Source organism: Pseudomonas sp. Irchel s3h14 (assembly GCF_900187425.1).
Classification (GTDB): Bacteria; Pseudomonadota; Gammaproteobacteria; order Pseudomonadales; family Pseudomonadaceae; genus Aquipseudomonas.
Genome location: NZ_FYDJ01000008.1, coordinates 169,743 through 193,793 on the forward strand (window position 1 = coordinate 169,743; position 24,051 = coordinate 193,793).

Below are 24,051 nucleotides of genomic sequence, written 5' to 3' on the forward strand. Positions count from 1 at the left end.
CTGACGCCGTGCCGCGCACTTGCATGCGGCGGCTCGCCGTGGCCCTTGAAGTGCGCGAGTTAGAGGCTGCGAGCAACCTGGACCTTCTCGTAGACTTCGATCTTGTCGCCAGCTTTGACGTCGTTGTAGCTCTTGACGCCGATACCGCATTCCATGCCGGCACGTACTTCGGAAGCGTCATCCTTGAAGCGGCGCAGGGATTCCAGCTCGCCTTCGAAGATAACGATGTCTTCACGCAGTACACGGATTGGACGGTTACGGTGAACAACACCTTCGATAACCATGCAACCGGCGATCGCGCCAAACTTCGGCGAACGGAACACGTCACGCACTTCAGCGGTACCCAGGATGTTCTCGCGAACATCGCTGCCCAGCATACCGGTGAGGGCTTTCTTGACGTCTTCGATGATGTCGTAGATCACGTTGTAGTAACGCATATCCAGACCTTCCTGCTCGACGATCTTGCGAGCGCCAGCATCGGCACGCACGTTGAAGCCGAACAGTACAGCATTGGAGGCCAGCGCCAGGTTAGCGTCGGACTCGGTGATACCACCGACGCCGCCACCAACAACACGCACTTGCACTTCGTCGTTACCCAGGCCGTTCAAGGCACCGTTCAACGCTTCCAGCGAACCACGGACGTCGGATTTGAGGACGATGTTGAGCGTCTTCTTCTCTTCCTGACCCATGTTCTCGAAGATGTTTTCAAGCTTGCCAGCGTGAGCACGGGCCAGTTTGACTTCGCGGAACTTGCCTTGACGGAACAGAGCCACTTCACGGGCTTTCTTCTCGTCAGCAACTACGCTCATCTCGTCGCCAGCGTCCGGGGTACCGTCCAGGCCGAGAATCTCGACAGGGATGGAAGGACCAGCTTCTTTGATTGGCTTGCCGTTCTCGTCGAGCATGGCGCGAACGCGGCCATAGTTCGAACCGACCAGAACCATGTCGCCTTGGCGCAGGGTACCGTCTTGAACCAGAACGGTAGCAACCGGGCCACGACCTTTGTCGAGACGCGATTCAACCACAACGCCACGGCCAGGAGCCGAAGGAGTCGCTTTCAGTTCCAGAACTTCAGCTTGCAGCAGAACAGCTTCGAGCAACTCGTCCACGCCAGTACCGACTTTCGCCGAAACCGATACGAACGGGGTGTCGCCGCCCCACTCTTCCGACGTCACGCCGTGAACCGACAGTTCGCTACGGATGCGATCGAGATCAGCGCCCGGCTTGTCGATTTTGTTCACTGCAACAACCAGCGGAACACCAGCAGCCTTGGCGTGCTGAACGGCTTCAACGGTCTGCGGCATTACGCCGTCGTCCGCTGCAACCACCAGGATCACGATGTCGGTCGCCTTGGCACCACGAGCACGCATTGCGGTAAACGCAGCGTGACCCGGGGTATCGAGGAACGTGACCATGCCGCGATCAGTTTCAACGTGGTACGCACCGATGTGCTGGGTGATACCGCCGGCTTCGCCAGCAGCTACCTTGGCACGACGGATATAGTCGAGCAGCGAGGTCTTACCGTGGTCAACGTGGCCCATTACGGTCACGACTGGTGCACGGGAGAACGCTTCACCTTCAAACTTCAGGGACTCGGCCAGGGAATCTTCCAGGGCTGTGTCGCTGACCAGGGTCACTTTGTGGCCCAGCTCTTCAGCAACCAGTTGGGCAGTTTCCTGATCCAGTACCTGGTTGATGGTCGCTGGGGTACCCAGTTTGAACATGAACTTGATGATTTCAGCAGCCTTGACCGACATCTGCTGGGCGAGATCGCCAACAGTGATGGTCTCGCCGATCTTCACTTCGCGCACTACAGGGCCGGTTGGGCTCTGGAAACCGTGAGCGTTGCGTTTCTTCAGCTTGGCCTTGCCGCGACCACCACGACGGAAGCCATCGCTTTCTTCGTCGGTAGTACGTGGGGCAACGCGTGGAGCAGGCGCTTTCTCTTTGACCGAAGCACGATGCGGAGCGTTTTTGCGCTCACCATCACCACTGCCACGACGACTGTTATCGTCGGCACGTGGTTTGTCCGGACGGCGCTGTTCGTTCTGCTTGTTGCGAACATCGGCAGACGGCGCTGGTGCAACAGCCACAACCGGCGCGCTTTCACGTACTGGCTCGGCAACTGCAGCAGGTGCTGCAACGGCGTCGTTAGTAGCGGATTGCGCAGCAGCAGGCTGGCGACGCGCTTCTTCTTCGGCGCGACGCTTGGCTTCTTCTTCAGCCTTCTGACGTGCAGCATTTTCTACTGCGCGACGTTCGTCCAGTTCGCGTTTGCGCTCGGCTTCGATTTCTTCCGGGCTGCGCTGTACGAAAACTTTCTTCTTGCGCACTTCAACGCTGATGCTTTTGCTGCCAGCAACACGCAGGGTGCTGGTGGTTTTGCGCTGCAATGTAATCTTGCGCGGTTCTTCCACTTTCGCCTTGTGGCTGCTCTTCAAGTGAGTCAGCAAAGACTGCTTCTCACTATCGCTCACACCTTCATCGGCGGCGGTGTGCGGCAGACCTGCCTCACGCATCTGCTGCAACAGGCGCTCTACCGGTGTTTTGACCTCATCGGCCAGTTGTTTCACCGTGACTTGCGTCATGCACTTCTCTCCTCAGGCCGCGCCTAATTACTCGAACCAGTGGGCTCGGGCGGCCATGATCAACTTGCCGGCACGATCATCGTCAATGCCGTCGATGTCGAGCAGGTCGTCAATAGACTGCTCGGCCAGGTCTTCGCGGGTAATTACGCCGCGCACCGCCAGTTCCATCGCCAAATCCTTGTCCATACCCTCAAGCGAGAGCAGGTCTTCGGCCGGATGGGCGTCTGCCAGCTTTTCCTCAGTAGCGATGGCTTTGGTCAACAAACGATCCTTGGCGCGAGCGCGAAGCTCGTTGACGGTTTCTTCGTCAAAGCCGTCGATGTTGAGCATTTCTTCCAACGGTACGTAGGCAATCTCTTCCAGGCTGGTAAAGCCTTCATCTACCAGCACCTGTGCCAGGTCTTCGTCGACTTCCAGCTCGTCGATGAAGTTGCGCAGGATGTCGCCGGTTTCTGCTTGCTGCTTAGCCTGGATGTCCGATTCGGTCATCACGTTCAGGGTCCAGCCAGTCAACTGGCTAGCCAGACGCACGTTCTGACCACCCCGACCAATGGCCTGAGCCAGATTGTCTGCGCCAACGGCGATGTCCATTGCATGGGCATCTTCGTCAACGATAATTGCCGCCACTTCAGCCGGCGACATTGCATTGATCACGAACTGAGCCGGGTTATCGTCCCACAGGACGATGTCTACACGCTCACCGCCCAACTCACCCGACACTGCCTGGACGCGCGAACCGCGCATTCCGATGCAAGCGCCTTGCGGGTCGATGCGTTTGTCCTTGGAGCGGACCGCGATCTTGGCGCGCGAACCCGGGTCACGGGATGCTGCCATTACTTCGATCAGGCCTTCAGCGATTTCCGGCACTTCGATGCGGAACAACTCGATCAGCATTTCCGGCGCAGTACGCGACAGGATCAGCTGCGGGCCGCGGTTCTCGGTGCGGATTTCCTTGAGCAGCGCACGCAGACGCACGCCAACCCGGAAGGTTTCGCGAGAAATGATGTCTTCACGAGCCAGCAACGCTTCAGCATTGTTGCCCAGGTCGACGATCACGTTGTCGCGGGTCACTTTCTTCACGGTGCCGGAGATGATTTCCCCCAGGCGCTCGCGATAGGCATCAACGACTTGAGCGCGCTCGGCTTCGCGAACTTTCTGCACGATGACTTGCTTGGCAGTCTGTGCAGCGATGCGGCCGAACTCGATGGATTCGATCTTATCTTCGACTACATCGCCAACCTGAGCACCAGGATGCGTTTCTGCAACCTTGCTCGGCCAGGTTTCGATGGCCGGATCGTCCAGGTCTGCTTCTTCGACGACCGTCCAGCGACGGAATGTCTCGTAAGCACCGGTGTGGCGATTGATTTCCACACGCAGATCGACTTCGTCCTCGAAACGCTTTTTGGTAGCAGTGGCCAGAGCCAGCTCCAGCGCTTCAAAAATTACGTTTGCCGGTACGCCCTTTTCATTGGATACCGACTCAACAACCAGCAGTACTTCTTTGCTCATCGTACGCCTCGCCTTTCGCAAGCCATTGGATCCGCGGGATCCGCGTCTCAGTCAAAACTGGGAATAATGTTGGCCTTGTCGATCATATCGATCGGCAACAGGAACTCATGGTCTTCTACCTGCACCACGACGTCCTGCTCTTCTACACCGCGCAGAAGGCCCTGAAAGTTGCGTCGGCCTTCAAAAGGCGAGCGCAGCTTGATCTTCACTTGTTCACCGGCAAATTTTGCAAACTGCTCAATAGTGAACAGCGGGCGTTCCATGCCAGGCGAGGAAACTTCAAGGGTGTATTCAACGGCGATTGGATCTTCAACATCCAGGACACCGCTGATCTGACGGCTGACAATGGCACAATCGTCCACCAGCACGCCGCCCTCTTTATCAATATAAACGCGCAACATTGAGTGGCGACCTTGAGCCGAAAACTCAATACCCCAGCATTCATAGCCTAGGGCCACGACCACCGGGGCCAGCAAGGCCTGCAACTCTTCTAGCTTGCTCGACACCTGAACCCCCTCGTGCATGTATGTGCATGCTGTGCAAAATAAAAAAATGGGCGAAACGCCCATCCTTGAAACGCCGTCGAACAGCGGCGTTGAAAGTGTCCAGCTAACAAAAAGCCCCTTAAAAGGGGCTCCTTAAACTGGTTGCGGGGGCCGGATTTGAACCGACGACCTTCGGGTTATGAGCCCGACGAGCTACCAGACTGCTCCACCCCGCGACAAAGCTGGGGCGGAAGTATACGACCGATCCCTGACAGGGTCAATGTAACCTTCCACCTACAAGAAAGCCCGCAACAGCGGGCTCTCCTGATAATTGGTACCGAGAAGGGGACTCGAACCCCTACACCCTATGGGCACAACCACCTCAAGGTTGCGTGTCTACCAATTCCACCACCTCGGCAATACTACGTTTGAAACCCTTCTTACTTTTGCTCTTGAGCTGGAGGTACGTCAGTCGCTGGAGTAGCCGACTTTTGCTCTTGAAGCACCGGTACATCATCAGAAGCCGGTTGTTGCTTTGGAACTTCCAACACTGCCGGGTTTGGCAAACCTACTTGAGTCAGCTCTTGAGCCTTCTCTTTAGCAAAGTAACCTAACCCTAAGCTGGTTATGAAGAAACCGGCGGCAAGTATAGCAGTAAACTTACTAAGAAAGGTAGAGGAACCTTGGCTTCCGAACACAGTATTTGAAGCACCTGCTCCGAAAGACGCGCCAGCATCCGCACCTTTACCCTGCTGCAGCAATACCAGAGCAACTACGCCCAATGCACCCAGCAGATGAAAAACGACTACGACTGTTTCCAGCATTTTTTCAGTTTCCCGCGGCGCGACAAATCGCACCGAACTCATCTGCATTCAGGGAAGCCCCACCAATGAGCCCCCCATCGATATCCGGCATGCCGAACAGTTCGACCGCATTGGCCGCCTTCACGCTGCCGCCGTATAGAAGCCGCACACCTTGTGCGACCTCAGAATTCTCTGCCGCCAACTGAGCGCGAATGGCTGCATGCACATCCTGCGCCTGTTGCGGCGAAGCAGTCAGCCCGGTACCAATGGCCCAGACCGGCTCGTAAGCGATTACTGCCTTTGCAAAGGCACCAACACCCAGCTCCTCTATGATACTGCCTAGCTGACGCCCGACAACCTCAAGAGTTTTTCCAGCCTCGCGCTCTTCAAGGGTTTCCCCTACGCACAACACCGGAATCAAGCCACATGCCTGTGCCGCTGCGAACTTGCGAATCAGCATTCCGTCCTGCTCGCCCATTATCTGGCGGCGCTCGGAGTGCCCGACAAGCACCAAGGAACATCCTGCATCCACCAACTGACTCGGCGCAACTTCACCGGTCAACGCACCTTGCATGGATTCCACCGCAGAGTTCTGCGCGCCGACCGAAATCGACTTTTCCTTCAAGCCATCAATCACTTGATTGATATGCAAGCAAGACGGGAATACCGCTACATCAACATCGCTCGGCAAGGCCAGATGACGAAGGCCATTGATCAGCTCAGCGACGCTGGCGCGGGTACCGTGCATCTTCCAGTTACCAGCTACCATAGGGCGACGCATGCTGTACCTCGTCGGTCAAAGTGGGCGCAGATGTTACCCAACACAATCATGGCTGGCAAGCCGAAATCAGGCAGAAACTTCAGTAACCAGTTTTGCCAGCTCTTCGGCGTAGCCGCGAACCTGTGTTTCGTCCTCGCCTTCGACCATTACCCGCACCAGCGGCTCCGTCCCGGACTTGCGCAACAGCACGCGCCCACGACCAGCCATAGCCTTGGTAACGCGCTCGCTTGCCTCCTTGACGGATGGATGATCAAGAGGGCTCGCACCGCCGCCAAATCGTACATTGATCAGCACCTGAGGGCACTTGCGCAGCGCCTGACGCGATTGCGCCAGCCCCTCGGAGCGGGCCTTCAGCGCCATCAATACCTGCAATGCGGCAATGATCGCGTCACCGGTTGTGGTGTGGTTGAAGCAGACAATGTGGCCCGAATTTTCACCACCCACCAGCCAATCGCGCTCCAGCAACTCGGAGATTACGTATCGGTCGCCAACATTGGCCCGCACAAAAGGAATTGCCAGATCCGCCAGGGCCAATTCCAACCCCAGGTTACTCATCAGCGTACCGACCACACCGCCCTGCAACTTGCCGTGCTCATGCAGGTCGCGAGCAATGATGAACAGCAACTCATCACCGTCGACAACAGCACCGGTATGATCAACCATCTGAACGCGGTCACCATCACCATCAAAGGCGATACCCAAATCGGCATGCTCGGCCAATACAGCGGCTTGCAGCGGCCCCATATGGGTTGAACCGCAATTTTCATTGATGTTCAGGCCGTTAGGATGAGCAGAAAGCACAACGACATCGGCCCCCAGCTCACGGAATACACTCGGAGCCACCTTGTAGGTCGCACCGTGAGCGCAGTCGATCACGATCTTCAGGCCCGCGAAGCTGGTGCCCGTCGGGACGCTGCTTTTGCAGAATTCGATATAGCGGCCTGAAGCATCGTTGATGCGCGATACCTTGCCGATCTTGCTCGACTCAACCACAGTCATCGGGGTGTCGAGCAACTCTTCGATCATATGCTCGACTTCATCCGGAAGCTTGGTGCCCTTCCCGGAGAAAAACTTGATGCCATTGTCATCGTGAGGGTTGTGCGAGGCACTGATCACGATGCCCGCTTCGGCCTGGAAGGTACGAGTCAGGTAGGCGATGGCCGGTGTCGGCATCGGGCCCAGGAGCATGACATCGGCTCCTGCCGACGTAAGCCCGGCCTCGAGCGCAGATTCGAACATATAGCCGGAGATCCGAGTGTCCTTACCCACCAATACCTTGCAGGCGCCCATTTTGCGGAACGCCATACCAGCAGCCCAGCCGAGCTTGAGCATGAAGTCAGGAGTAATCGGATATTCGCCGACCCGACCACGAATGCCATCGGTGCCAAAGTATTTCTTAGTCATAAGTACTCCATCATTCTTATTCGGCTGATTCCACTGCAGCGATCATCCGCACCACATCGACGGTTTCGGCCACATCATGGACGCGCAATATACGCGCGCCCTTGACCGAAGCCAGCGCTGCAAGCGCCAGACCACCATACAGACGCTCACCAACCGGACGATTCAATGCCTGACCTATCATGCTCTTTCGCGAAACCCCGACCAACAGGGGCCGCCCCAAGGCATGCAGGGCCTCCATATGCTTGAACAAGCTTAGATTGTGCTGCAAGGTTTTTGCGAAGCCAAAGCCCGGATCAAGGATGATCCGGTCCGCTGTAATGCCTACCGACGCACACTGAGCCATGCGCTCGGCGAGAAACTCGCCCACCTCTTTCGTGACGTCCTGATACTGCGGATTGTCCTGCATGTCGCCCGGTTCACCGAGCATATGCATCAGACAGACCGGCAGGCCAGTGGCTGCGGCCGCATCCAGAGCACCATCGCGCCGCAACGAACGCACGTCATTGATCAACCCCGCACCAAGTCGTGCGGCTTCGCGCATGACAGCTGGTGTGGAAGTGTCGACCGAGATAATTACATCCAGCTCGCGGTGTATTCGTTCGACGACCGGAGCTACGCGCTCAAGCTCTTCCAGCGGTGAAACCACCCTGGCACCCGGCCGGGTCGATTCGCCACCGACATCAATCAACGTCGCGCCAGCCGCCACCATAGCCTCAGCGTGGCGCAAGGCCGCATCGAGCTGGCTATATTGGCCGCCATCAGAGAAGGAATCGGGAGTGACATTGAGAATACCCATGACGTGCGTCAGGGCTAAATCAAGAACCCGATTGCCGCAAGGCAACCGGGTCGAGGACTGAACAGAAGTCATTTCAAACCTTAAACGTCAGCAGCCGGACCGCCGATCGGTGTTTCCGGACGCGGATCCTGTGCCACCGGAGGAGTTCCGGAGGTACCGGTGCCGCCTGACCAGTCGCGAGGTTCACGAGGCGTACGACCCGCCATGATGTCGTCGATCTGATCAGCATCGATCGTTTCGTACTTCATCAAGGCATCAGCCATGGCGTCGAGTTTGTCACGGTTATCGGTGAGGATCTGCTTGGCGGTGCCGTAGCACTGGTCAATGATGCTGCGCACTTCGGAGTCGATCAACTTGGCTGTCTCGCCAGAGAAGCTTGCACCCTGACCACCGCCGCCGCGACCGAGGAACACTTCGCCCTCTTCTTCTGCGTACATCAACGGGCCGAGTTTTTCCGACAAGCCCCACTTGGTTACCATGTTCCGTGCGATCTGACTGGCACGCATGATGTCGTTTGACGCACCGGTGGTGACACCGTCGAAGCCCAAGGTCATTTCTTCAGCAATACGGCCGCCGTACAACGAGCAGATCTGACTGATCAACGCACGCTTGGACAGGCTGTAGCGATCTTCTTCCGGCAGGAACATGGTCACGCCCAGCGCACGACCGCGCGGAATGATCGACACCTTGTAGACCGGATCATGCTCAGGCACGACGCGCCCGACAATAGCGTGACCTGCCTCGTGGTAAGCGGTGTTCTGCTTCTCTTTCTCGGACATGACCATGGATTTGCGCTCGGCGCCCATCATGATCTTGTCTTTGGCCAACTCGAACTCTTTCATTTCGACGATGCGCTTGCCGGCACGAGCCGCAAACAACGACGCTTCGTTCACCAGGTTAGCCAGGTCGGCGCCGGAGAAACCAGGGGTACCACGAGCGATCACAGCCGGAGCGACGTCATCACCCATTGGCACTTTTCGCATGTGAACCTTGAGAATCTGCTCGCGACCACGGATATCCGGCAGACCGACGACAACCTGACGGTCGAAACGGCCCGGACGCAGCAACGCAGGGTCCAGTACGTCCGGACGGTTGGTTGCAGCGATGACGATGATGCCGTCGTTCATTTCGAAGCCGTCCATCTCTACCAGCAACTGGTTGAGAGTCTGCTCGCGCTCGTCATGACCGCCGCCCATACCGGCACCACGGTGGCGACCGACGGCGTCGATTTCATCGATGAAGATGATGCATGGCGCGTGTTTCTTGGCCTGCTCGAACATGTCACGAACACGGCTGGCACCGACACCGACGAACATTTCGACAAAATCGGAACCGGAAATGGTGAAGAACGGTACTTTTGCTTCGCCGGCAATCGCTTTGGCCAGCAATGTTTTACCGGTACCTGGAGGACCCACCATCAGCACACCGCGAGGAATGCGGCCGCCCAGACGCTGGAACTTGCCCGGATCACGCAGGAACTCGACCAACTCGCCGACTTCCTCCTTGGCTTCGTCACAACCGGCAACGTCACCCAAAGTGGTTTTCACCTGATCCTCGGAGAGCAGGCGCGCCTTGCTCTTGCCGAAGCTCATTGGCCCGCCCTTGCCACCGGCGCCGCCCTGCATCTGCCGCATGAAGAACATGAACACGGCGATGATCACCAGGATCGGGAAGCTTGCGACCAGGAGCTGAGTCCAGATGCTTTGCTGTTCAGGCTGTTTGCCTTCGACTACGACATGGTTGTCCACGAGGTCGCCGATCAGACCGTTGTCCTGGATTGCCGGACGAATGGTCTTGAAGCTGTCGCCATCGTTGCGTTTGCCGGTAATCACATAGCCGTCAACCGCTACGCGCTCTACCTTTCCATCCTTGACCTGCTGGATGAAGTCGGAATAGTTGAGGGTCTGCGGCTCGTTAGGGCTGGAGAAGTTGTTCATCACTGTCACCAGGACAGCCGCGATGATCAACCACAGGATCAGATTCTTTGCCATATCGTTCAATTAACTACCCTCTGAAGCAAGCTCCGCTAATGGCGCGCGCTTCGCATGATATTCACCGGCCTAACTTACTACATTACCTACGGCTCTGGCAGGCGCCGTCTGTAACCCTTTGTGAAACACTTTCTACACAATATTCGCTAATGCTCACGGGGCGAAATACGAAAAACCTATCACCCCGCAAAAAAACCTCGATTTACTCACTACGGCCGCGGTAGCCCCAAGCCAGCATGTATTGCTCGCGGGAACTGCCACGGGAAGAGTCCGGCTTGATCATCTGGACCTTGTCGAATTTCTGACGAGCGTCCTTCACGTAAGCATCAAACCCTTCGCCCTGAAACACCTTGATCACGAAATTACCACCCGGCTTGAGTATCCGAGCCGCCAGATCAAGAGCCAGCTCACATAGAAACATGGCTTTTGGCATGTCCACCTCAGGCGTACCACTCATATTGGGGGCCATATCGGAAATCACAAGGTCCACCTGCGAATTACCCACGGCTTCAAGGATCTGAGCGAGCACTTCGTCCTGGGTGAAGTCACCCTGGATGAAAGTCACGTCCGGAATGCTGTCCATTTCCAGGATGTCCGAGGCGATCAGACGCCCCTGACCACCGATCAGCCGACTAGTGACCTGCGACCAGCCGCCGGGCGCCGCACCCAGGTCGACAACGCTCATGCCCGGACGGATCAGCTTGTATTTCTCCTGGACCTCCAGAAGCTTGTAACTCGCACGCGAGCGGTAACCATCCTTCTGCGCCTGCTTCACATAGGGATCATTGACATGTCTTTTCAGCCAACCAAGGCTTGTCTTGGAACGCGCCATTGGGCACCTCGATGATAAGGGTCGTGATTAATTGGGCGGATCCACGAACCCTCGGGTAAAATGGCCGCCATTTTACAGAATCCAGACTAAAGGGTCAGATTATGCCGCTCACTCAAGAGCAGAAGAAACAGTACAAATCCATTGGCCACCATCTGAAACCAGTTTTGACTGTGGCTGACAACGGTTTGACTGAAGGTGTGTTAGCCGAACTTGAACGCGCTTTGGCGGATCACGAGCTGATTAAAATCAAGCTCAACATCCTCGATCGCGAGTCGCGTCTGGCGAACATTGCAGAACTGTGCAAGGTCGGCAAAGCGGACCTGGTTCAGGTCATCGGCAAGATGGCACTGATTTACCGCAAGAACTTCAGCGTCAACAAGCAGCTGTCGAACGTCCATCGCTTCAAGTGATGACAAGTGTCAAGGGTGTGCTTCGCGCACCCTGCCACTCCATCCAGGCACCGACTGCAACACCAGCACCAGCCCGGAAAAGCCCAGAACAAGATAGCTGAACACCTGCCAACGCACGGCATCCGGCCAGCCGATACGCACCGCGGCATACATCGCACACGCATACAGCGCCACCAGCAGCAGTTGCCCGCGAATATCGCGCCATAGACTGGCAAGGCCCTCGGCCTGAACCAGCACCAAAGCCTGAAAAATCACACACGCTGCGGCGAACCCCACCATCAGCGCATCAAGCATGCCTGCGATTTCGTCGATCAGCAGCGGTGCCAGGCCAATTTTGCCCAGCACCGGCAGCAGACCGATGTGCAACAGCCACAGACCACCAACCCACAACATCTGAGTCAGCTGCCAAAGCATGGCGCCCGCACGTAGCGGGCGCCTGCGCTTAGATGTGGCGAACTTCGACAATCTCGTACTCGATAACGCCGCCAGGCGTTTTCACGGCAACCACATCACCCTCTTCCTTGGCAATCAAGGCGCGGGCCAATGGCGAGCCGACCGAAATCTTGCCGAGCTTGAAGTCAGCCTCATCCTCACCAACGATGTGGTAAGTGACGCTTTCATCTGTCTCGACGTTGGCGATTTCAACGGTGGTGCCGAAAATCACTTTGCCGGTGTGAGGAATGGTCGTGACATCAATGATCACCGCGTTTTGCATGCGGCCTTCGATGTCGCGGATCCGCGCCTCGACCATACCTTGCTGCTCGCGAGCAGCGTGGTATTCGGCGTTTTCTTTCAAGTCACCCAACTCGCGGGCCGTACCGATGTCCTGGCTGAGCTTCGGACGGACGACCTTGGTCAAGTGAGCGTGTTCTTCTTCCAGGGCTTTAGCGCCCTTGACGGTCATTGGGTATTTGATCATGCCTTCAATCCTGCGTGTAGATCCTGCAAGCGGCGCACGGTCTTCTCGGGACCGAACTTCAGCGCTTCGCAGATAGCTTCGCCAGCAGCAATGGTAGTGGTGCAGTAAATCTTGTGCTGCAAGGCATTACGACGAATGGAGTACGAATCGGCGATCGATTGACGACCTTCGGTGGTGTTGATGATCAGGGTGACTTCGTCATTCTTGATCATGTCGACCACGTGCGGACGACCTTCAGTCACCTTGTTCACACGACGCACTTTCAGGCCTGCGGCTTCGATCAGCTTCGCAGTACCGGCAGTGGCGACCACTTCGAAGCCCAAGTTGATCAGATCACGGGCCACGCCTGCAACCAGTGGCTTGTCGTCATCACGCACGCTGATGAATGCGGTACCGCCGGTCGGCAGCACTTCGCTGGCGCCCATTTGGGCTTTGGCAAACGCTTCACCGAAGGTGTCGCCCACGCCCATCACTTCACCCGTGGACTTCATCTCTGGGCCCAGGATCGGGTCCACGCCAGGGAATTTGGCGAATGGGAACACCGCCTCTTTCACACTGTAGAAGTTCGGAATGATTTCTTTGGTGAAGCCGATTTCTTTCAGGGTTTTACCGGCCATCACGCGAGCCGCGATCATCGCCAGGGAAACACCGATGCACTTGGACACGAACGGTACGGTACGGGAAGCGCGTGGGTTGACTTCGATGACGTAGATGTCTTCGCCTTGCAGCGCCAACTGAACGTTCATCAGGCCGACAACGCCCAGTTCCAGGGCCATTTTCTTGACCTGTTCGCGCATCTCGTCCTGGATGTGTGCAGGCAGCGAGTACGGCGGCAGGGAGCACGCGGAGTCACCGGAGTGAACGCCGGCCTGCTCGATGTGCTGCATGATCGCGCCGATCACCACATCGGTGCCGTCGCAGACTGCATCCACGTCCATTTCGATGGCGCAGTTGAGGAAGTGGTCGAGCAGCACCGGGCTGTCGTTGGACACTTTCACTGCATCGCGCAGGTAGCGCTTGAGTTCTTCTTCTTCGTAAACGATTTCCATCGCGCGACCGCCCAGTACATAGGACGGACGAACCACCAGCGGGTAACCGATCTTGCTGGCAGCACGAATCGCTTCATCTTCGCTGCGCACGGTGGCGTTTGGCGGCTGACGCAGGTTCAGGCGCTCGACCATTTGCTGGAAGCGCTCACGGTCTTCGGCACGGTCGATGGCGTCAGGGCTGGTGCCGATGATCGGTACGCCAGCTTCTTCCAGGGCACGAGCCAGTTTCAGCGGGGTTTGGCCGCCGTACTGGACGATCACGCCTTTCGGCTTCTCGACGCGGACGATTTCCAGTACGTCTTCCAGGGTGACTGGTTCGAAGTACAGGCGATCAGAGGTGTCGTAGTCGGTGGAAACGGTTTCCGGGTTGCAGTTGACCATGATGGTCTCGTAACCGTCTTCGCGCAGGGCCAATGCCGCGTGTACGCAGCAGTAGTCGAACTCGATGCCCTGGCCGATACGGTTTGGACCGCCGCCGAGGATCATGATCTTGTCGCGGCCCGACGGCGCGGCTTCACACTCTTCCTCGTACGTCGAGTAGAGGTAAGCGGTGTCGGTGGCGAACTCGGCCGCGCAGGTGTCAACGCGCTTGTAGACCGGGAAAATTTCAAGTTTGTGACGGTGGCGACGCAGAGCCTTCTCGGTCACGCCCAGCAGCTTGGCCAGACGCATGTCGGAGAAGCCTTTGCGCTTGAGGCGGAACATCACGTCGCGGTCGATGCTGGCCAGACCCAGGGTCTTGACCTTCTCTTCTTCCTTGATCAGATCTTCGATCTGCACCAGGAACCACGGGTCGATCATGTTCATGCCGAAGATGTCTTCAACCGACAGGCCGGCACGGAAGGCGTCAGCCACGTACCAGATACGCTCAGCACCCGGCACGGTCAGTTCGCGCTTGAGGATGCTCATGCTTTCCGGATTGCTCAGGTCGAGCTTCTCGTCCAGGCCGCAAACGCCCACTTCCAGACCGCGCAGGGCTTTCTGCAGGGATTCCTGGAAAGTCCGGCCGATGGCCATGACTTCACCCACCGACTTCATTTGAGTGGTCAGGCGCGCGTCGGCTTTCGGGAATTTCTCGAAGGCGAAGCGTGGCAGCTTGGTCACGACGTAGTCGATGGACGGCTCGAAGGATGCAGGAGTAGCGCCGCCGGTGATTTCGTTCTGCAGTTCGTCCAGGGTGTAGCCGATCGCCAACTTGGCAGCGATACGCGCAATCGGGAAACCAGTGGCTTTCGAGGCCAGCGCCGAAGAGCGGGATACACGCGGGTTCATCTCGATCACGACCATACGGCCAGTGTCCGGGCAGATGCCAAACTGAACGTTGGAGCCGCCGGTTTCCACGCCGATCTCACGCAATACCGCCAACGAGGCGTTACGCATGATCTGGTATTCCTTGTCCGTCAGGGTTTGTGCCGGAGCAACGGTGATCGAGTCACCGGTGTGCACACCCATCGGGTCAAAGTTTTCGATGGAGCAGACGATGATGCAGTTGTCCTTCTTATCGCGGACAACCTCCATCTCATATTCTTTCCAGCCGATCAGGGATTCGTCGATCAGCAGCTCTTTTGTCGGCGACAGGTCGAGGCCACGGGCGCAGATTTCTTCGAACTCTTCACGGTTGTAAGCGATACCGCCACCGGTGCCGCCCATGGTGAAGGACGGACGGATGATGCACGGGAAGCCAAGCTTCTCGAGGACCACGTTGGCCTCTTCCATGCTGTGGGCGATACCCGAACGCGGGCAGTCCAGGCCGATGGATTTCATCGCCTTGTCGAAGCGCGAACGGTCTTCAGCCTTGTCGATGGTGTCAGCGTTGGCGCCGATCATCTCTACGCCGAACTTCTCCAGAACGCCTTCGCGCTCCAGATCCAGTGCGCAGTTCAGAGCGGTCTGACCACCCATGGTCGGCAGCAGCGCGTCCGGACGCTCTTTCTCGATGATCTTGGCAACGGTCTGCCACTTGATCGGCTCGATGTAGGTGGCGTCGGCCATGTCCGGGTCGGTCATGATGGTCGCTGGGTTGGAGTTCACCAGGATGACGCGGTAACCCTCCTCGCGCAGGGCTTTACAGGCCTGGGCGCCGGAGTAGTCGAATTCGCAGGCCTGGCCGATCACGATCGGGCCAGCGCCGAGAATCAGGATGCTTTTAATGTCTGTACGTTTTGGCATGGGTTTGTCACTCAAATCCGCAGGTCAGTCGGCAAGCCGTCTTGTTCAATCTTTGAAGTCTTGAGGGGGCCGCCGGTGTCGGGACCGCCCTCAAGCTTTGCTACATCAAGGCGAGCGATCAGCGTCGCTTGGCCATTTCATTGATGAAGCGATCAAACAGTGGTGCTACGTCGTTCGGGCCAGGGCTGGCTTCAGGGTGACCCTGGAAGCTGAAGGCGCTCTTGTCGGTTAGCTCGATACCTTGCAGGGTGCCGTCGAACAGCGATTTGTGGATCGCCCGGACGTTGGCTGGCAGGGTCGTTTCGTCTACCGCAAAACCGTGGTTCTGGCTGGTGATCATCACCACACCGGTATCCAGATCCTGGACCGGGTGGTTGGCACCGTGGTGGCCGTGACCCATTTTCAGGGTCTTGGCACCGGAGGCCAGGGCCAGCAGTTGGTGACCAAGGCAGATACCGAAGACCGGAATTTCGGTTTCCAGCACATCCTTGATCGCCTGGATCGCGTAGTCGCAAGGCTCCGGGTCACCAGGGCCGTTGGACAGGAACACGCCGTCCGGCTTCAATGCCAGCGCTTCAGCCGCTGGTGTCTGTGCCGGCACCACGGTCACGCGGCAACCGCGCTCGACCAGCATGCGCAGGATGTTCAGCTTGACGCCGTAGTCGTAGGCAACCACGTGGTACGGCAGCTCAGAGGCTTCGATGGTTGCGTGGCTGTCGGTTTTCAAATCCCAGACAGTCGAGCGCCACTCGTATTTCTCTTTGGTGCTGACGACTTTCGCCAGGTCCATGCCTTTGAGGCCAGGAAAACCCTGAGCGGCGGCGATGGCGGTTTCTTCGGAAATGTTGTCACCGGCCATGATGCAGCCGTTCTGCGCGCCTTTTTCACGCAGGATGCGCGTCAGGCGGCGAGTGTCGATACCAGCGATTGCCACAACGTTGTTGGCTTTCAGGTAGTCGGACAGAGACATCGTGTTACGCCAGTTGCTCGCAACCAGTGGCAGGTCACGGATAACCAGGCCCGCGGACCAGACGCGGTCGGACTCGGCGTCTTCCGGCGTGGTGCCGGTGTTACCGATGTGCGGGTAAGTCAGGGTAACAATCTGTTGGGCGTAGGAAGGATCGGTAAGGATTTCCTGATAGCCGGTCATGGCGGTGTTGAACACCACCTCTCCAACGGTCTGACCGTCGGCTCCAATGGCTTCGCCGCGAAAAATGCTGCCATCAGCAAGGGCGAGTATGGCTGGCTTAGTCAAGAAGACCTCCCGTAAATAAAGCCTGAAAGGGCGATCGCAGGTTGTAAAAAAGCGGAGTGACGTATGGACACGTCACCCCGCTTCTTCACCGAATAATTCTGCGCGCTTTTAGTGGACACACTAAAGCTGTAGCTTACAGAAAAAGGCATTTTTGGTCTACCGCCAATGAGCCTTAAAGGCCGGAGAATGCGACAGGACGTCGCTTGGCGTAATAAAATCGGGCCCAAACGCTGTGTTGGAACCCGATTTCGGGGGCATCTTAACGCAGATCGAGCACGTCTTGCATGTCGTAAAGACCCGGCTCACGACCGTCCAGCCACAACGCAGCACGCACCGCGCCCTTGGCGAAGGTCATGCGACTGGACGCTTTATGCGTGATCTCCAGTCGCTCACCCTCACAGGCGAACAGCACCGTATGATCGCCGACCACATCACCACCGCGAACAGTGGCAAAGCCGATCGTTTCACGCTCGCGAGCACCGGTATGGCCTTCACGACCATAGACCGCAACCTTCTGCAGATCACGATCCAACGCATTGGCGATGACTTCACCCATGCGCAGAGCCGTACCTGAAGGCGCATCGATCTTGTGCCGATGATGAGCCTCGATGATCTCGATATCCGCCTCATCACCCAGCACACGAGCAGCCATGTCGAGCAGCTTCAGCGACAGGTTTACACCGACACTGAAATTGGCCGCGAACACGATCGGAATATCCTTGCCGGCCTCGGCCAGCAACTGCTTTTGCGCGGCGTCCAACCCCGTCGTGCCGATCACCATGGCCTTACCCGCCTTACGGCAGAACGCCAGGTTTTTCAGCATGACTTCCGGAAGCGTGAAGTCGATCAGCACGTCGAACTCATCAGCCACCGCGTCCAGATTGCCGGACAGTGGAACGCCGATGCGCCCCAGCGAGGCCAGTTCACCAGCATCCACGCCAATCAGCGTGCTGCCGGGGCGTACGATGGCTGCCGTCAGCCCGGTCAGCGGCGCGCGTTGCTGCACCGCCTCGACCAGAATCTTGCCCATGCGCCCGGCAGCGCCCATCACAGCTATACGTCGCATGCCGACTCCTTACAAATCGCCGAAGAAGCGCTTCACGCCTTCGAACCAACCCGTGGTTTTAGGCGAATGACTGTTGTCATCTGCCAGCGAGCTACGGAACTCTTCCAGCAGTTCACGCTGACGACGCCCCAGATTGACAGGGGTTTCGACCGCCACTCGGCACATCAAGTCACCAGCACCGCCGCCGCGCACTGGCGCAACGCCCTTGCCGCGAACACGGAACTGCTTGCCGGTCTGAGTCCCTTCAGGGATTTTCAGTTTGACTCGACCATCAAGGGTCGGAATCTCCAGCTCGCCACCCAGCGCAGCATCGACAAAACTGATTGGCACTTCGCAGAACAGGTGCTTGCCGTCGCGCTGGAAGATCGCGTGCTCACGCACGTTGATCACCACATACAGGTCGCCAGTCGGACCACCCTGAGCCCCCGCCTCGCCTTCGCCGGACAGACGAATGCGGTCACCGGTATCGACACCGGCCGGCACTTTCACCGAGAGGGTCTTGTACTCTTCGACACGACCTTGACCGTCGCACGAGTCGCACGGATCGGAAATGATCTTGCCCTGGCCATGGCAGCGCGGGCACGTCTGCTGCACCGAGAAAAAGCCCTGCTGCATACGGACTTGACCGATACCGCCACACGTCGGGCAAGTGATCGGCGAGGAGCCTTTCTTGGCACCCGAACCGTCGCACGGCTTGCAGTTGACCAATGTCGGAACACGGATATTCACGGTTGTACCGCGCACCGCTTCTTCCAGATTCAGTTCCAGGGTGTAACGCAGGTCGCTGCCGCGCTGAGCGCCGCCACGAGAACCGCCGCGACCGCCGCCGAAGAAGTCACTGAAGACATCACCAAAGATGTCGGAGAAGTTCTGACCGCCAAACCCCGCACCGCCGCCACCCATGCTTGGGTCGACACCGGCATGACCGTACTGGTCGTACGCCGCGCGCTTGCTGGAATCGGACAGCACTTCGTAGGCCTCGTTGGCCTCCTTGAACATATCTTCCGACGCTTTGTCATCGGGATTACGGTCCGGGTGGTGCTTCATCGCCAGGCGACGGTAGGCCTTTTTCAGGTCTGCTTCGCTTGAGCCACGCTCAACACCCAATACTTCGTAATAGTCACGCTTTGCCATAAGTCTTTGCACTCTTAAGGACGTTCGGCAAACCTCTCCTGAGCCTTGCCAAACTCGTTGAGCCCCAATACAGGCCCGGACCCAACTCACGTCAATTCAACGATCCTGGTCTTTGATTCGATGCGGTACTTTCGGCTCGAAAAGCAGGAGCATTCCCGGCCATACCATCAGCACCCGAGCGTTGTCGCATGCTGTAAAAATTCGCTAACTCCAGACACGCCAACGCGGGAGCAAGCCCCCGCGCGGCGACATCCTACCAGTCACTGCCTAAAGGCAGTCAACCGGCCGACCAACAACTTACTTGTGGTCTTTGACTTCTTCGAACTCAGCGTCGACGACGTCGTCAGCCTTCTCAGCCGATTCGCCTTGCGGTGCAGCACCTTCAGCAGGTTGAGCCTGCTCGGCGTACATCTTCTGCGCTACTGGAGCGGAGACTTTCGACAGCTCTTCAACCTTGGCTTCGATTGCCGCTTTGTCGTCGCCTTTGACAGCGGCTTCCAGCGCAACAACAGCAGCTTCGATTGCAGTCTTCTCTTCAGCAGTCACTTTATCGCCAGCGTCTGCGACCATTTTGCGAGTCGAGTGAACCAGCGCATCGCCCTGGTTGCGAGCGGTTGCCAGCTCTTCGAACTGGCGATCTGCGTCGACGTTGGCTTCAGCATCGCGAATCATCTGCTGAATTTCTTCCTCGGACAGACCGGAGTTGGCCTTGATCACGATCGACTGAGTCTTGCCGGTAGCCTTGTCTTTGGCGCCTACGTGCAGAATGCCGTTGGCGTCGATGTCGAAGGTCACTTCAATTTGTGGCACGCCACGTGGTGCTGGTGGAATCTCGGCCAGATCGAACTTGCCCAAAGACTTGTTCTGAGCGGCTTGCTTACGCTCACCTTGCAGCACGTGAATGGTCACAGCGCCCTGGTTGTCGTCGGCAGTCGAGAACACTTGCGATTTCTTGGTAGGAATCGTGGTGTTTTTCTCGATCAGCGCGGTCATCACGCCACCCATGGTTTCGATACCCAGAGTCAGCGGGCTAACGTCCAGCAGCAGAACGTCTTTCACGTCACCGGCCAATACTGCGCCCTGGATAGCAGCACCCATGGCAACCGCTTCGTCCGGGTTCACATCTTTACGCGCTTCTTTACCGAAGAATTCGGTCACCAGCTTCTGAACCAGTGGCATACGGGTCTGGCCGCCGACCAGGATCACGTCGTTGATGGCGCCAATGTCGATGCCAGAGTCTTTCAGAGCGATGCGGCAAGGTTCGATGGTGCGTTGAACCAGGTCTTCTACCAGCGCTTCGAGCTTGGCGCGGGAGATTTTCACGTTCAAGTGCTTAGGACCGGTGGCGTCTGCAGTGATGTACGGCAGGTTCACGTCGGTCGAATTGCTCGAAGACAGTTCGATCTTGGCTTTTTCAGCGGCTTCTTTCAGGCGCTGCATGGCCAGCGGGTCACCTTTAAGGTTCATGCCGCTTTCTTTCTTGAATTCGTCGACGAGGTAGTCGATCAGACGAATGTCAAAGTCTTCACCGCCCAGGAACGTGTCACCGTTGGTGGCCAATACTTCGAACTGGTGCTCGCCATCGACTTCAGCGATTTCGATCACGGAAACGTCGAAAGTACCGCCGCCCAAGTCGTAAACGATCACGGTGTGATCGCCCTTCGCCTTGTCCATACCGTAAGCCAGAGCGGCTGCGGTTGGTTCGTTGATGATACGTTTTACGTCCAGGCCCGCGATGCGGCCGGCGTCTTTGGTGGCTTGACGCTGGCTGTCGTTGAAGTAGGCCGGAACGGTGATCACCGCTTCGGTCACTGGCTCGCCGAGGTAGTCTTCGGCGGTCTTCTTCATTTTCTTCAGAATTTCAGCCGAGATTTGTGGCGGCGACATTTTCTGGCCGTTCACTTCAACCCACGCGTCGCCGTTATCAGCCTTGGCGATTTTGTACGGGACCATCTTGATGTCTTTCTGTACGACTTCTTCGTCGAACTTACGACCGATCAGACGCTTCACCGCATACAGGGTGTTGTGCGGATTGGTCACAGCCTGACGCTTGGCCGATTGGCCAACGAGGATTTCACCATCGTTGGCGTAAGCGATGATCGACGGCGTGGTACGCGTGCCTTCAGCGTTTTCAATAACTTTGGCTACGCCGTTTTCAAGCACGGAGACGCAGGAGTTGGTAGTCCCCAGGTCGATACCGATAATTTTGCCCATGTTCACTCTCCCGAAACTTTGGATTTGGTTGCCGCAGCAGTGGTGGCTAACTGCGGTAGCACTTAAACGCTTGACTTCTAAATGGGGGCCTTGCGGCTAATTTCAAGCCTGCTCGTCAATCGAAGGCGAAACCGGCGCCGGAGCCTTGCTGACCACGACCATGGCCGGGCGCAGCAGGCGACCGTTGAGCTGGTAGCCCTTCTGGAACACCTTGAGCACGCTGTTCGGCTCGACGTCTGCGCTTTCCTGCATGGCCATTGCCTGATGCTGAACGGCGTTGAACGGTTCGCCATGCGGATCGATCGCTTCCAGCTGATAACGCTTCAGGGTGTCCTGGAACATTTTCAGGGTCAGCTCGATGCCTTCGCGCATTGGACGGATGCTTTCGTCATCCGGGCTGGACAACTCCAGACCACGCTCCAGGCTGTCGATGATCGGCAACAAGTCACCGGCGAATTTCTCCAGTGCGAACTTGTGAGCCTTTTCTACATCCTGCTCGGCGCGACGGCGGACGTTCTGCAGATCAGCCGCTACACGCAAAGCCTGATCATGAGCGCCAGCCAATTGCTCTTCGAGCACTTGAACACGAGCCGCCAGTTCATCACCCGAATCCTGGGCAGCCTGATCGGCGTCTAGATTTTGCGTATCCACTGTCTGTTCGTCAGCCATAGATTTCTCCTTTCAATATCGTCCGCGAGCTCAACTCGCGCTTCTGCCCAGCTATATGGGGCCGCAAAATTCAGCTTCAAGGGGCGCTGATTTATTAACCCTACAAAAAACAGCTGCATTGTCATTCCCGGGCGCACTAAGGATTTCGTCGGATCAAGCAAATAGAGCTAAGGGAGGGCATTGTCAGCCAGAAACAAAACACTGTATAAATAACCAGACCTAAAGCCTGGGAGCGGCCTTTATGCTGGTGCACCTGTCCGTACATAACTACGCCATCGTTGAACATCTCGATCTCGAACTCGATCGCGGGATGAGCGTGATCACTGGGGAAACCGGCGCCGGCAAGTCGATCATGCTCGACGCCCTCGGCCTGACCCTGGGTGATCGCGCCGACAGCGGCGTGGTCCGTCCCGGCGCCGACAAGGCCGATATCCTGGCAACCTTCGACCTGGTCGATATTCCGGAAGCCAGCGCCTGGCTGGCCGAGCGTGACCTGGAGAGCGATGGCCCGTGCATCCTGCGCCGGGTGATCACCGCTGAAGGACGCTCGCGTGGCTACATCAACGGCACGCCCTGCCCCCTCGGCGACCTCAAAGCCCTGGGTGAACTGCTGATCGATATCCACAGCCAGCATGAACATCAATCCCTGCTCAAGACCGACACGCACCGCCGCCTGCTCGACGAGTACGCAGGTGCAACAGACCTTGCCCGTCAGGTACACCTGGCCGCCCAACGCTGGCGCCAGACCCGCCAGGAACTTGAACGCCTTTCCAACTCCGGCGACGAGCAGCGCGCTCGCCATCAATTGCTCAGTTATCAACTCGAAGAGCTGGAAAACCTCGGCCTCGGCGAAAACGAGCTGGAGCAGCTGGAACAGGAACACAAGAACCTGACCAATGCCGAAACCCTGCTGGGCATTTGCCGGCAAGTGGTCGAGCAATGCAGCGAAAGTGATTCCGGGAATGTGCTGAACGCCCTCACCGCCAGCCTCAATCGCCTTTCGAGCGTCAACAATTCGATTGGGGCCCTGGGTGAAGCCAGCAGCCTGCTGACCAGTGCACAGATCCAGGTCGAAGAAGCCGTGGGAGAACTGAATCGCTTCCTTGATAATTTCGATGCTGATCCAGCGCGTCTTCAGTACCTGGAGGAACGCCTTGATGCGATCTATACCATGGCGCGCAAACACCGCATCCAGCCGACCGAAGTGGCTGAGATGCAGCAGCGCTTGCTGGATGAAATCGAAACCCTGAATGCCAACGACGAATCCATCGAGCGACTGAGCGATGAACTGGCCTCCTATGCCCGTCATTATCAAGAGAAGGCTCGCGAGCTGAGCGATTTGCGCCATCAGGCCTCGAACAGCCTAGCCAGCGCCGTGGAGCATGAAATCCAGCGACTGGGCATGCCCGGCGGGCGCTTCACTATCGAGCTGCGCCCCAACAGTAGCGATGAACTGCTACCCAATGGCCTTGAGCAGGTAGAGCTGCTGGTGAGTGCTAACCCGGGCCAACCTTTGAAAGCACTGGCAAAAGTGGCATCCGGCGGCGAATTGTCACGGATCAGCCTGGCGATTCAGGTGATCACCGCGCAGACCTCCCGCGTACCGACCCTGGTGTTCGACGAAGTGGACGTGGGCATCGGTGGTCCGACCGCCGAAATCGTAGGCCAATTGCTGCGTCGACTTGGAGAGCGCGGACAGGTATTGACGGTAACTCACTTGCCGCAAGTAGCAGCGCAGGGACATCAACATCTATTCGTACACAAAGTGCGCGGCGAAGATGCCACTCACACAGCCGTCTCCAAGCTGAGCAAGAACGATCGTGTCGAAGAAGTGGCGCGGATGCTGGGAGGCATCGACCTTACAAAGGAATCTCTGGCTCACGCCAGGAAAATGGTCGTCACCGCGAAAATTTAAGACCGGCAGAAAGCACGAAGGCGACCCTGGGGTCGCCTTCGCTCGTTTCGCGAACCTTAAGT

The 24,051-nt window shown here is 57.5% G+C and carries 19 protein-coding genes and 2 tRNA genes; 2 read left to right on the forward strand and 19 right to left on the reverse strand.

Going from position 1 to position 24,051, the window contains the following annotated elements:
- Positions 1-59 precede the first annotated feature (59 nt).
- From infB to rlmE, 11 genes are all read right to left on the reverse strand, one after another.
- Positions 60-2,588 (reverse strand): translation initiation factor IF-2, encoded by a 2,529-nt coding sequence (infB, locus tag CKW16_RS17725; RefSeq protein WP_095129498.1) that lies wholly within the window; start codon positions 2,586-2,588, stop codon positions 60-62.
- A gap of 27 nt (positions 2,589-2,615) precedes the next feature.
- Positions 2,616-4,097, reverse strand: coding sequence for a transcription termination factor NusA (gene nusA / locus CKW16_RS17730; protein ID WP_095129499.1), 1,482 nt, complete (start codon positions 4,095-4,097; stop codon positions 2,616-2,618).
- Between the two features lie 47 nt (positions 4,098-4,144).
- Entirely contained in the window at positions 4,145-4,603 is a 459-nt protein-coding gene (gene rimP, locus CKW16_RS17735) for a ribosome maturation factor RimP (protein ID WP_010463487.1), read from the reverse strand.
- Positions 4,604-4,741: 138 nt separating this feature from the next.
- Positions 4,742-4,818, reverse strand: a tRNA-Met gene (locus CKW16_RS17740).
- 96 nt (positions 4,819-4,914) lie between these two features.
- Positions 4,915-5,000 (reverse strand) — tRNA-Leu (locus tag CKW16_RS17745).
- 22 nt (positions 5,001-5,022) lie between these two features.
- Positions 5,023-5,406, reverse strand: a complete 384-nt coding sequence (gene secG / locus CKW16_RS17750) for a preprotein translocase subunit SecG (RefSeq protein WP_060541200.1) — start codon at positions 5,404-5,406, stop codon at positions 5,023-5,025.
- Between the two features lie 4 nt (positions 5,407-5,410).
- Entirely contained in the window at positions 5,411-6,166 is a 756-nt protein-coding gene (gene tpiA, locus CKW16_RS17755; RefSeq protein WP_095129500.1) for a triose-phosphate isomerase, read from the reverse strand.
- A 66-nt stretch (positions 6,167-6,232) separates the two neighbouring features.
- On the reverse strand, positions 6,233-7,570 hold the full coding sequence (gene glmM / locus CKW16_RS17760; protein ID WP_095129501.1) for a phosphoglucosamine mutase: 1,338 nt from the start codon (positions 7,568-7,570) through the stop codon (positions 6,233-6,235).
- A 16-nt stretch (positions 7,571-7,586) separates the two neighbouring features.
- Complete coding sequence (folP, locus tag CKW16_RS17765; protein WP_008149024.1) at positions 7,587-8,438, reverse strand: dihydropteroate synthase; 852 nt, start codon at positions 8,436-8,438, stop codon at positions 7,587-7,589.
- 8 nt (positions 8,439-8,446) lie between these two features.
- The gene (gene ftsH, locus CKW16_RS17770; RefSeq protein ID WP_033053619.1) at positions 8,447-10,357 is read right to left on the reverse strand and encodes an ATP-dependent zinc metalloprotease FtsH; all 1,911 of its coding nucleotides are present in this window, start codon (positions 10,355-10,357) and stop codon (positions 8,447-8,449) included.
- Between the two features lie 202 nt (positions 10,358-10,559).
- Positions 10,560-11,189 (reverse strand): 23S rRNA (uridine(2552)-2'-O)-methyltransferase RlmE, encoded by a 630-nt coding sequence (gene rlmE / locus CKW16_RS17775; protein ID WP_007900501.1) that lies wholly within the window; start codon positions 11,187-11,189, stop codon positions 10,560-10,562.
- 101 nt (positions 11,190-11,290) lie between these two features.
- Between rlmE and CKW16_RS17780 the strand changes: the two genes are divergently transcribed.
- Positions 11,291-11,599 carry a YhbY family RNA-binding protein gene (locus CKW16_RS17780; RefSeq protein WP_008005472.1) on the forward strand — a complete coding sequence of 103 codons (309 nt, stop codon included), beginning with the start codon at positions 11,291-11,293 and terminating at the stop codon, positions 11,597-11,599.
- A 9-nt stretch (positions 11,600-11,608) separates the two neighbouring features.
- Here CKW16_RS17780 and CKW16_RS17785 read toward each other — a convergent pair whose 3' ends face one another.
- The 8 genes from CKW16_RS17785 to grpE all read right to left on the reverse strand — a co-directional run bounded on the left by CKW16_RS17785 (position 11,609) and on the right by grpE (position 22,074).
- Positions 11,609-12,013: an MFS transporter gene (locus CKW16_RS17785; RefSeq protein ID WP_095129502.1), complete on the reverse strand. Its 405-nt coding sequence runs from the start codon at positions 12,011-12,013 to the stop codon at positions 11,609-11,611.
- A gap of 28 nt (positions 12,014-12,041) precedes the next feature.
- Positions 12,042-12,518 carry a transcription elongation factor GreA gene (gene greA / locus CKW16_RS17790; RefSeq protein WP_046045786.1) on the reverse strand — a complete coding sequence of 159 codons (477 nt, stop codon included), beginning with the start codon at positions 12,516-12,518 and terminating at the stop codon, positions 12,042-12,044.
- Entirely contained in the window at positions 12,515-15,736 is a 3,222-nt protein-coding gene (gene carB / locus CKW16_RS17795; protein WP_095129503.1) for a carbamoyl-phosphate synthase large subunit, read from the reverse strand. Before carB ends, greA begins: the two co-directional genes overlap by 4 nt.
- Before the next feature lie 118 nt (positions 15,737-15,854).
- A complete protein-coding gene (carA, locus tag CKW16_RS17800; protein WP_095129504.1) occupies positions 15,855-16,991 on the reverse strand; it encodes a glutamine-hydrolyzing carbamoyl-phosphate synthase small subunit in 1,137 nt (378 codons plus the stop codon).
- 259 nt (positions 16,992-17,250) lie between these two features.
- Positions 17,251-18,057 carry a 4-hydroxy-tetrahydrodipicolinate reductase gene (gene dapB, locus CKW16_RS17805; RefSeq protein WP_095129505.1) on the reverse strand — a complete coding sequence of 269 codons (807 nt, stop codon included), beginning with the start codon at positions 18,055-18,057 and terminating at the stop codon, positions 17,251-17,253.
- A 9-nt stretch (positions 18,058-18,066) separates the two neighbouring features.
- Positions 18,067-19,191 carry a molecular chaperone DnaJ gene (gene dnaJ / locus CKW16_RS17810; RefSeq protein ID WP_008149037.1) on the reverse strand — a complete coding sequence of 375 codons (1,125 nt, stop codon included), beginning with the start codon at positions 19,189-19,191 and terminating at the stop codon, positions 18,067-18,069.
- Between the two features lie 297 nt (positions 19,192-19,488).
- Positions 19,489-21,405 carry a molecular chaperone DnaK gene (dnaK, locus tag CKW16_RS17815; RefSeq protein WP_008149038.1) on the reverse strand — a complete coding sequence of 639 codons (1,917 nt, stop codon included), beginning with the start codon at positions 21,403-21,405 and terminating at the stop codon, positions 19,489-19,491.
- A 102-nt stretch (positions 21,406-21,507) separates the two neighbouring features.
- Positions 21,508-22,074, reverse strand: coding sequence for a nucleotide exchange factor GrpE (gene grpE, locus CKW16_RS17820; protein ID WP_033058135.1), 567 nt, complete (start codon positions 22,072-22,074; stop codon positions 21,508-21,510).
- A gap of 241 nt (positions 22,075-22,315) precedes the next feature.
- On the opposite strand from grpE, the gene recN reads away from it, so the two are divergent.
- Entirely contained in the window at positions 22,316-23,989 is a 1,674-nt protein-coding gene (recN, locus tag CKW16_RS17825) for a DNA repair protein RecN (protein ID WP_095129506.1), read from the forward strand.
- The last annotated feature ends 62 nt before the right edge of the window (positions 23,990-24,051 follow it).

Coding starts and splice junctions, on each gene's coding strand:
- infB (WP_095129498.1), bottom strand. CDS start 2,588: ATGACGCAAGTCACGGTGAAACAACTGGCCGATGAGGTCAAAACACCG.
- nusA (WP_095129499.1), bottom strand. CDS start 4,097: ATGAGCAAAGAAGTACTGCTGGTTGTTGAGTCGGTATCCAATGAAAAG.
- secG (WP_060541200.1), bottom strand. CDS start 5,406: ATGCTGGAAACAGTCGTAGTCGTTTTTCATCTGCTGGGTGCATTGGGC.
- tpiA (WP_095129500.1), bottom strand. CDS start 6,166: ATGCGTCGCCCTATGGTAGCTGGTAACTGGAAGATGCACGGTACCCGC.
- glmM (WP_095129501.1), bottom strand. CDS start 7,570: ATGACTAAGAAATACTTTGGCACCGATGGCATTCGTGGTCGGGTCGGC.
- folP (WP_008149024.1), bottom strand. CDS start 8,438: ATGACTTCTGTTCAGTCCTCGACCCGGTTGCCTTGCGGCAATCGGGTT.
- ftsH (WP_033053619.1), bottom strand. CDS start 10,357: ATGGCAAAGAATCTGATCCTGTGGTTGATCATCGCGGCTGTCCTGGTG.
- rlmE (WP_007900501.1), bottom strand. CDS start 11,189: ATGGCGCGTTCCAAGACAAGCCTTGGTTGGCTGAAAAGACATGTCAAT.
- CKW16_RS17780 (WP_008005472.1), top strand. CDS start 11,291: ATGCCGCTCACTCAAGAGCAGAAGAAACAGTACAAATCCATTGGCCAC.
- CKW16_RS17785 (WP_095129502.1), bottom strand. CDS start 12,013: ATGCTTTGGCAGCTGACTCAGATGTTGTGGGTTGGTGGTCTGTGGCTG.
- greA (WP_046045786.1), bottom strand. CDS start 12,518: ATGATCAAATACCCAATGACCGTCAAGGGCGCTAAAGCCCTGGAAGAA.
- carB (WP_095129503.1), bottom strand. CDS start 15,736: ATGCCAAAACGTACAGACATTAAAAGCATCCTGATTCTCGGCGCTGGC.
- dapB (WP_095129505.1), bottom strand. CDS start 18,057: ATGCGACGTATAGCTGTGATGGGCGCTGCCGGGCGCATGGGCAAGATT.
- dnaJ (WP_008149037.1), bottom strand. CDS start 19,191: ATGGCAAAGCGTGACTATTACGAAGTATTGGGTGTTGAGCGTGGCTCA.
- dnaK (WP_008149038.1), bottom strand. CDS start 21,405: ATGGGCAAAATTATCGGTATCGACCTGGGGACTACCAACTCCTGCGTC.
- grpE (WP_033058135.1), bottom strand. CDS start 22,074: ATGGCTGACGAACAGACAGTGGATACGCAAAATCTAGACGCCGATCAG.
- recN (WP_095129506.1), top strand. CDS start 22,316: ATGCTGGTGCACCTGTCCGTACATAACTACGCCATCGTTGAACATCTC.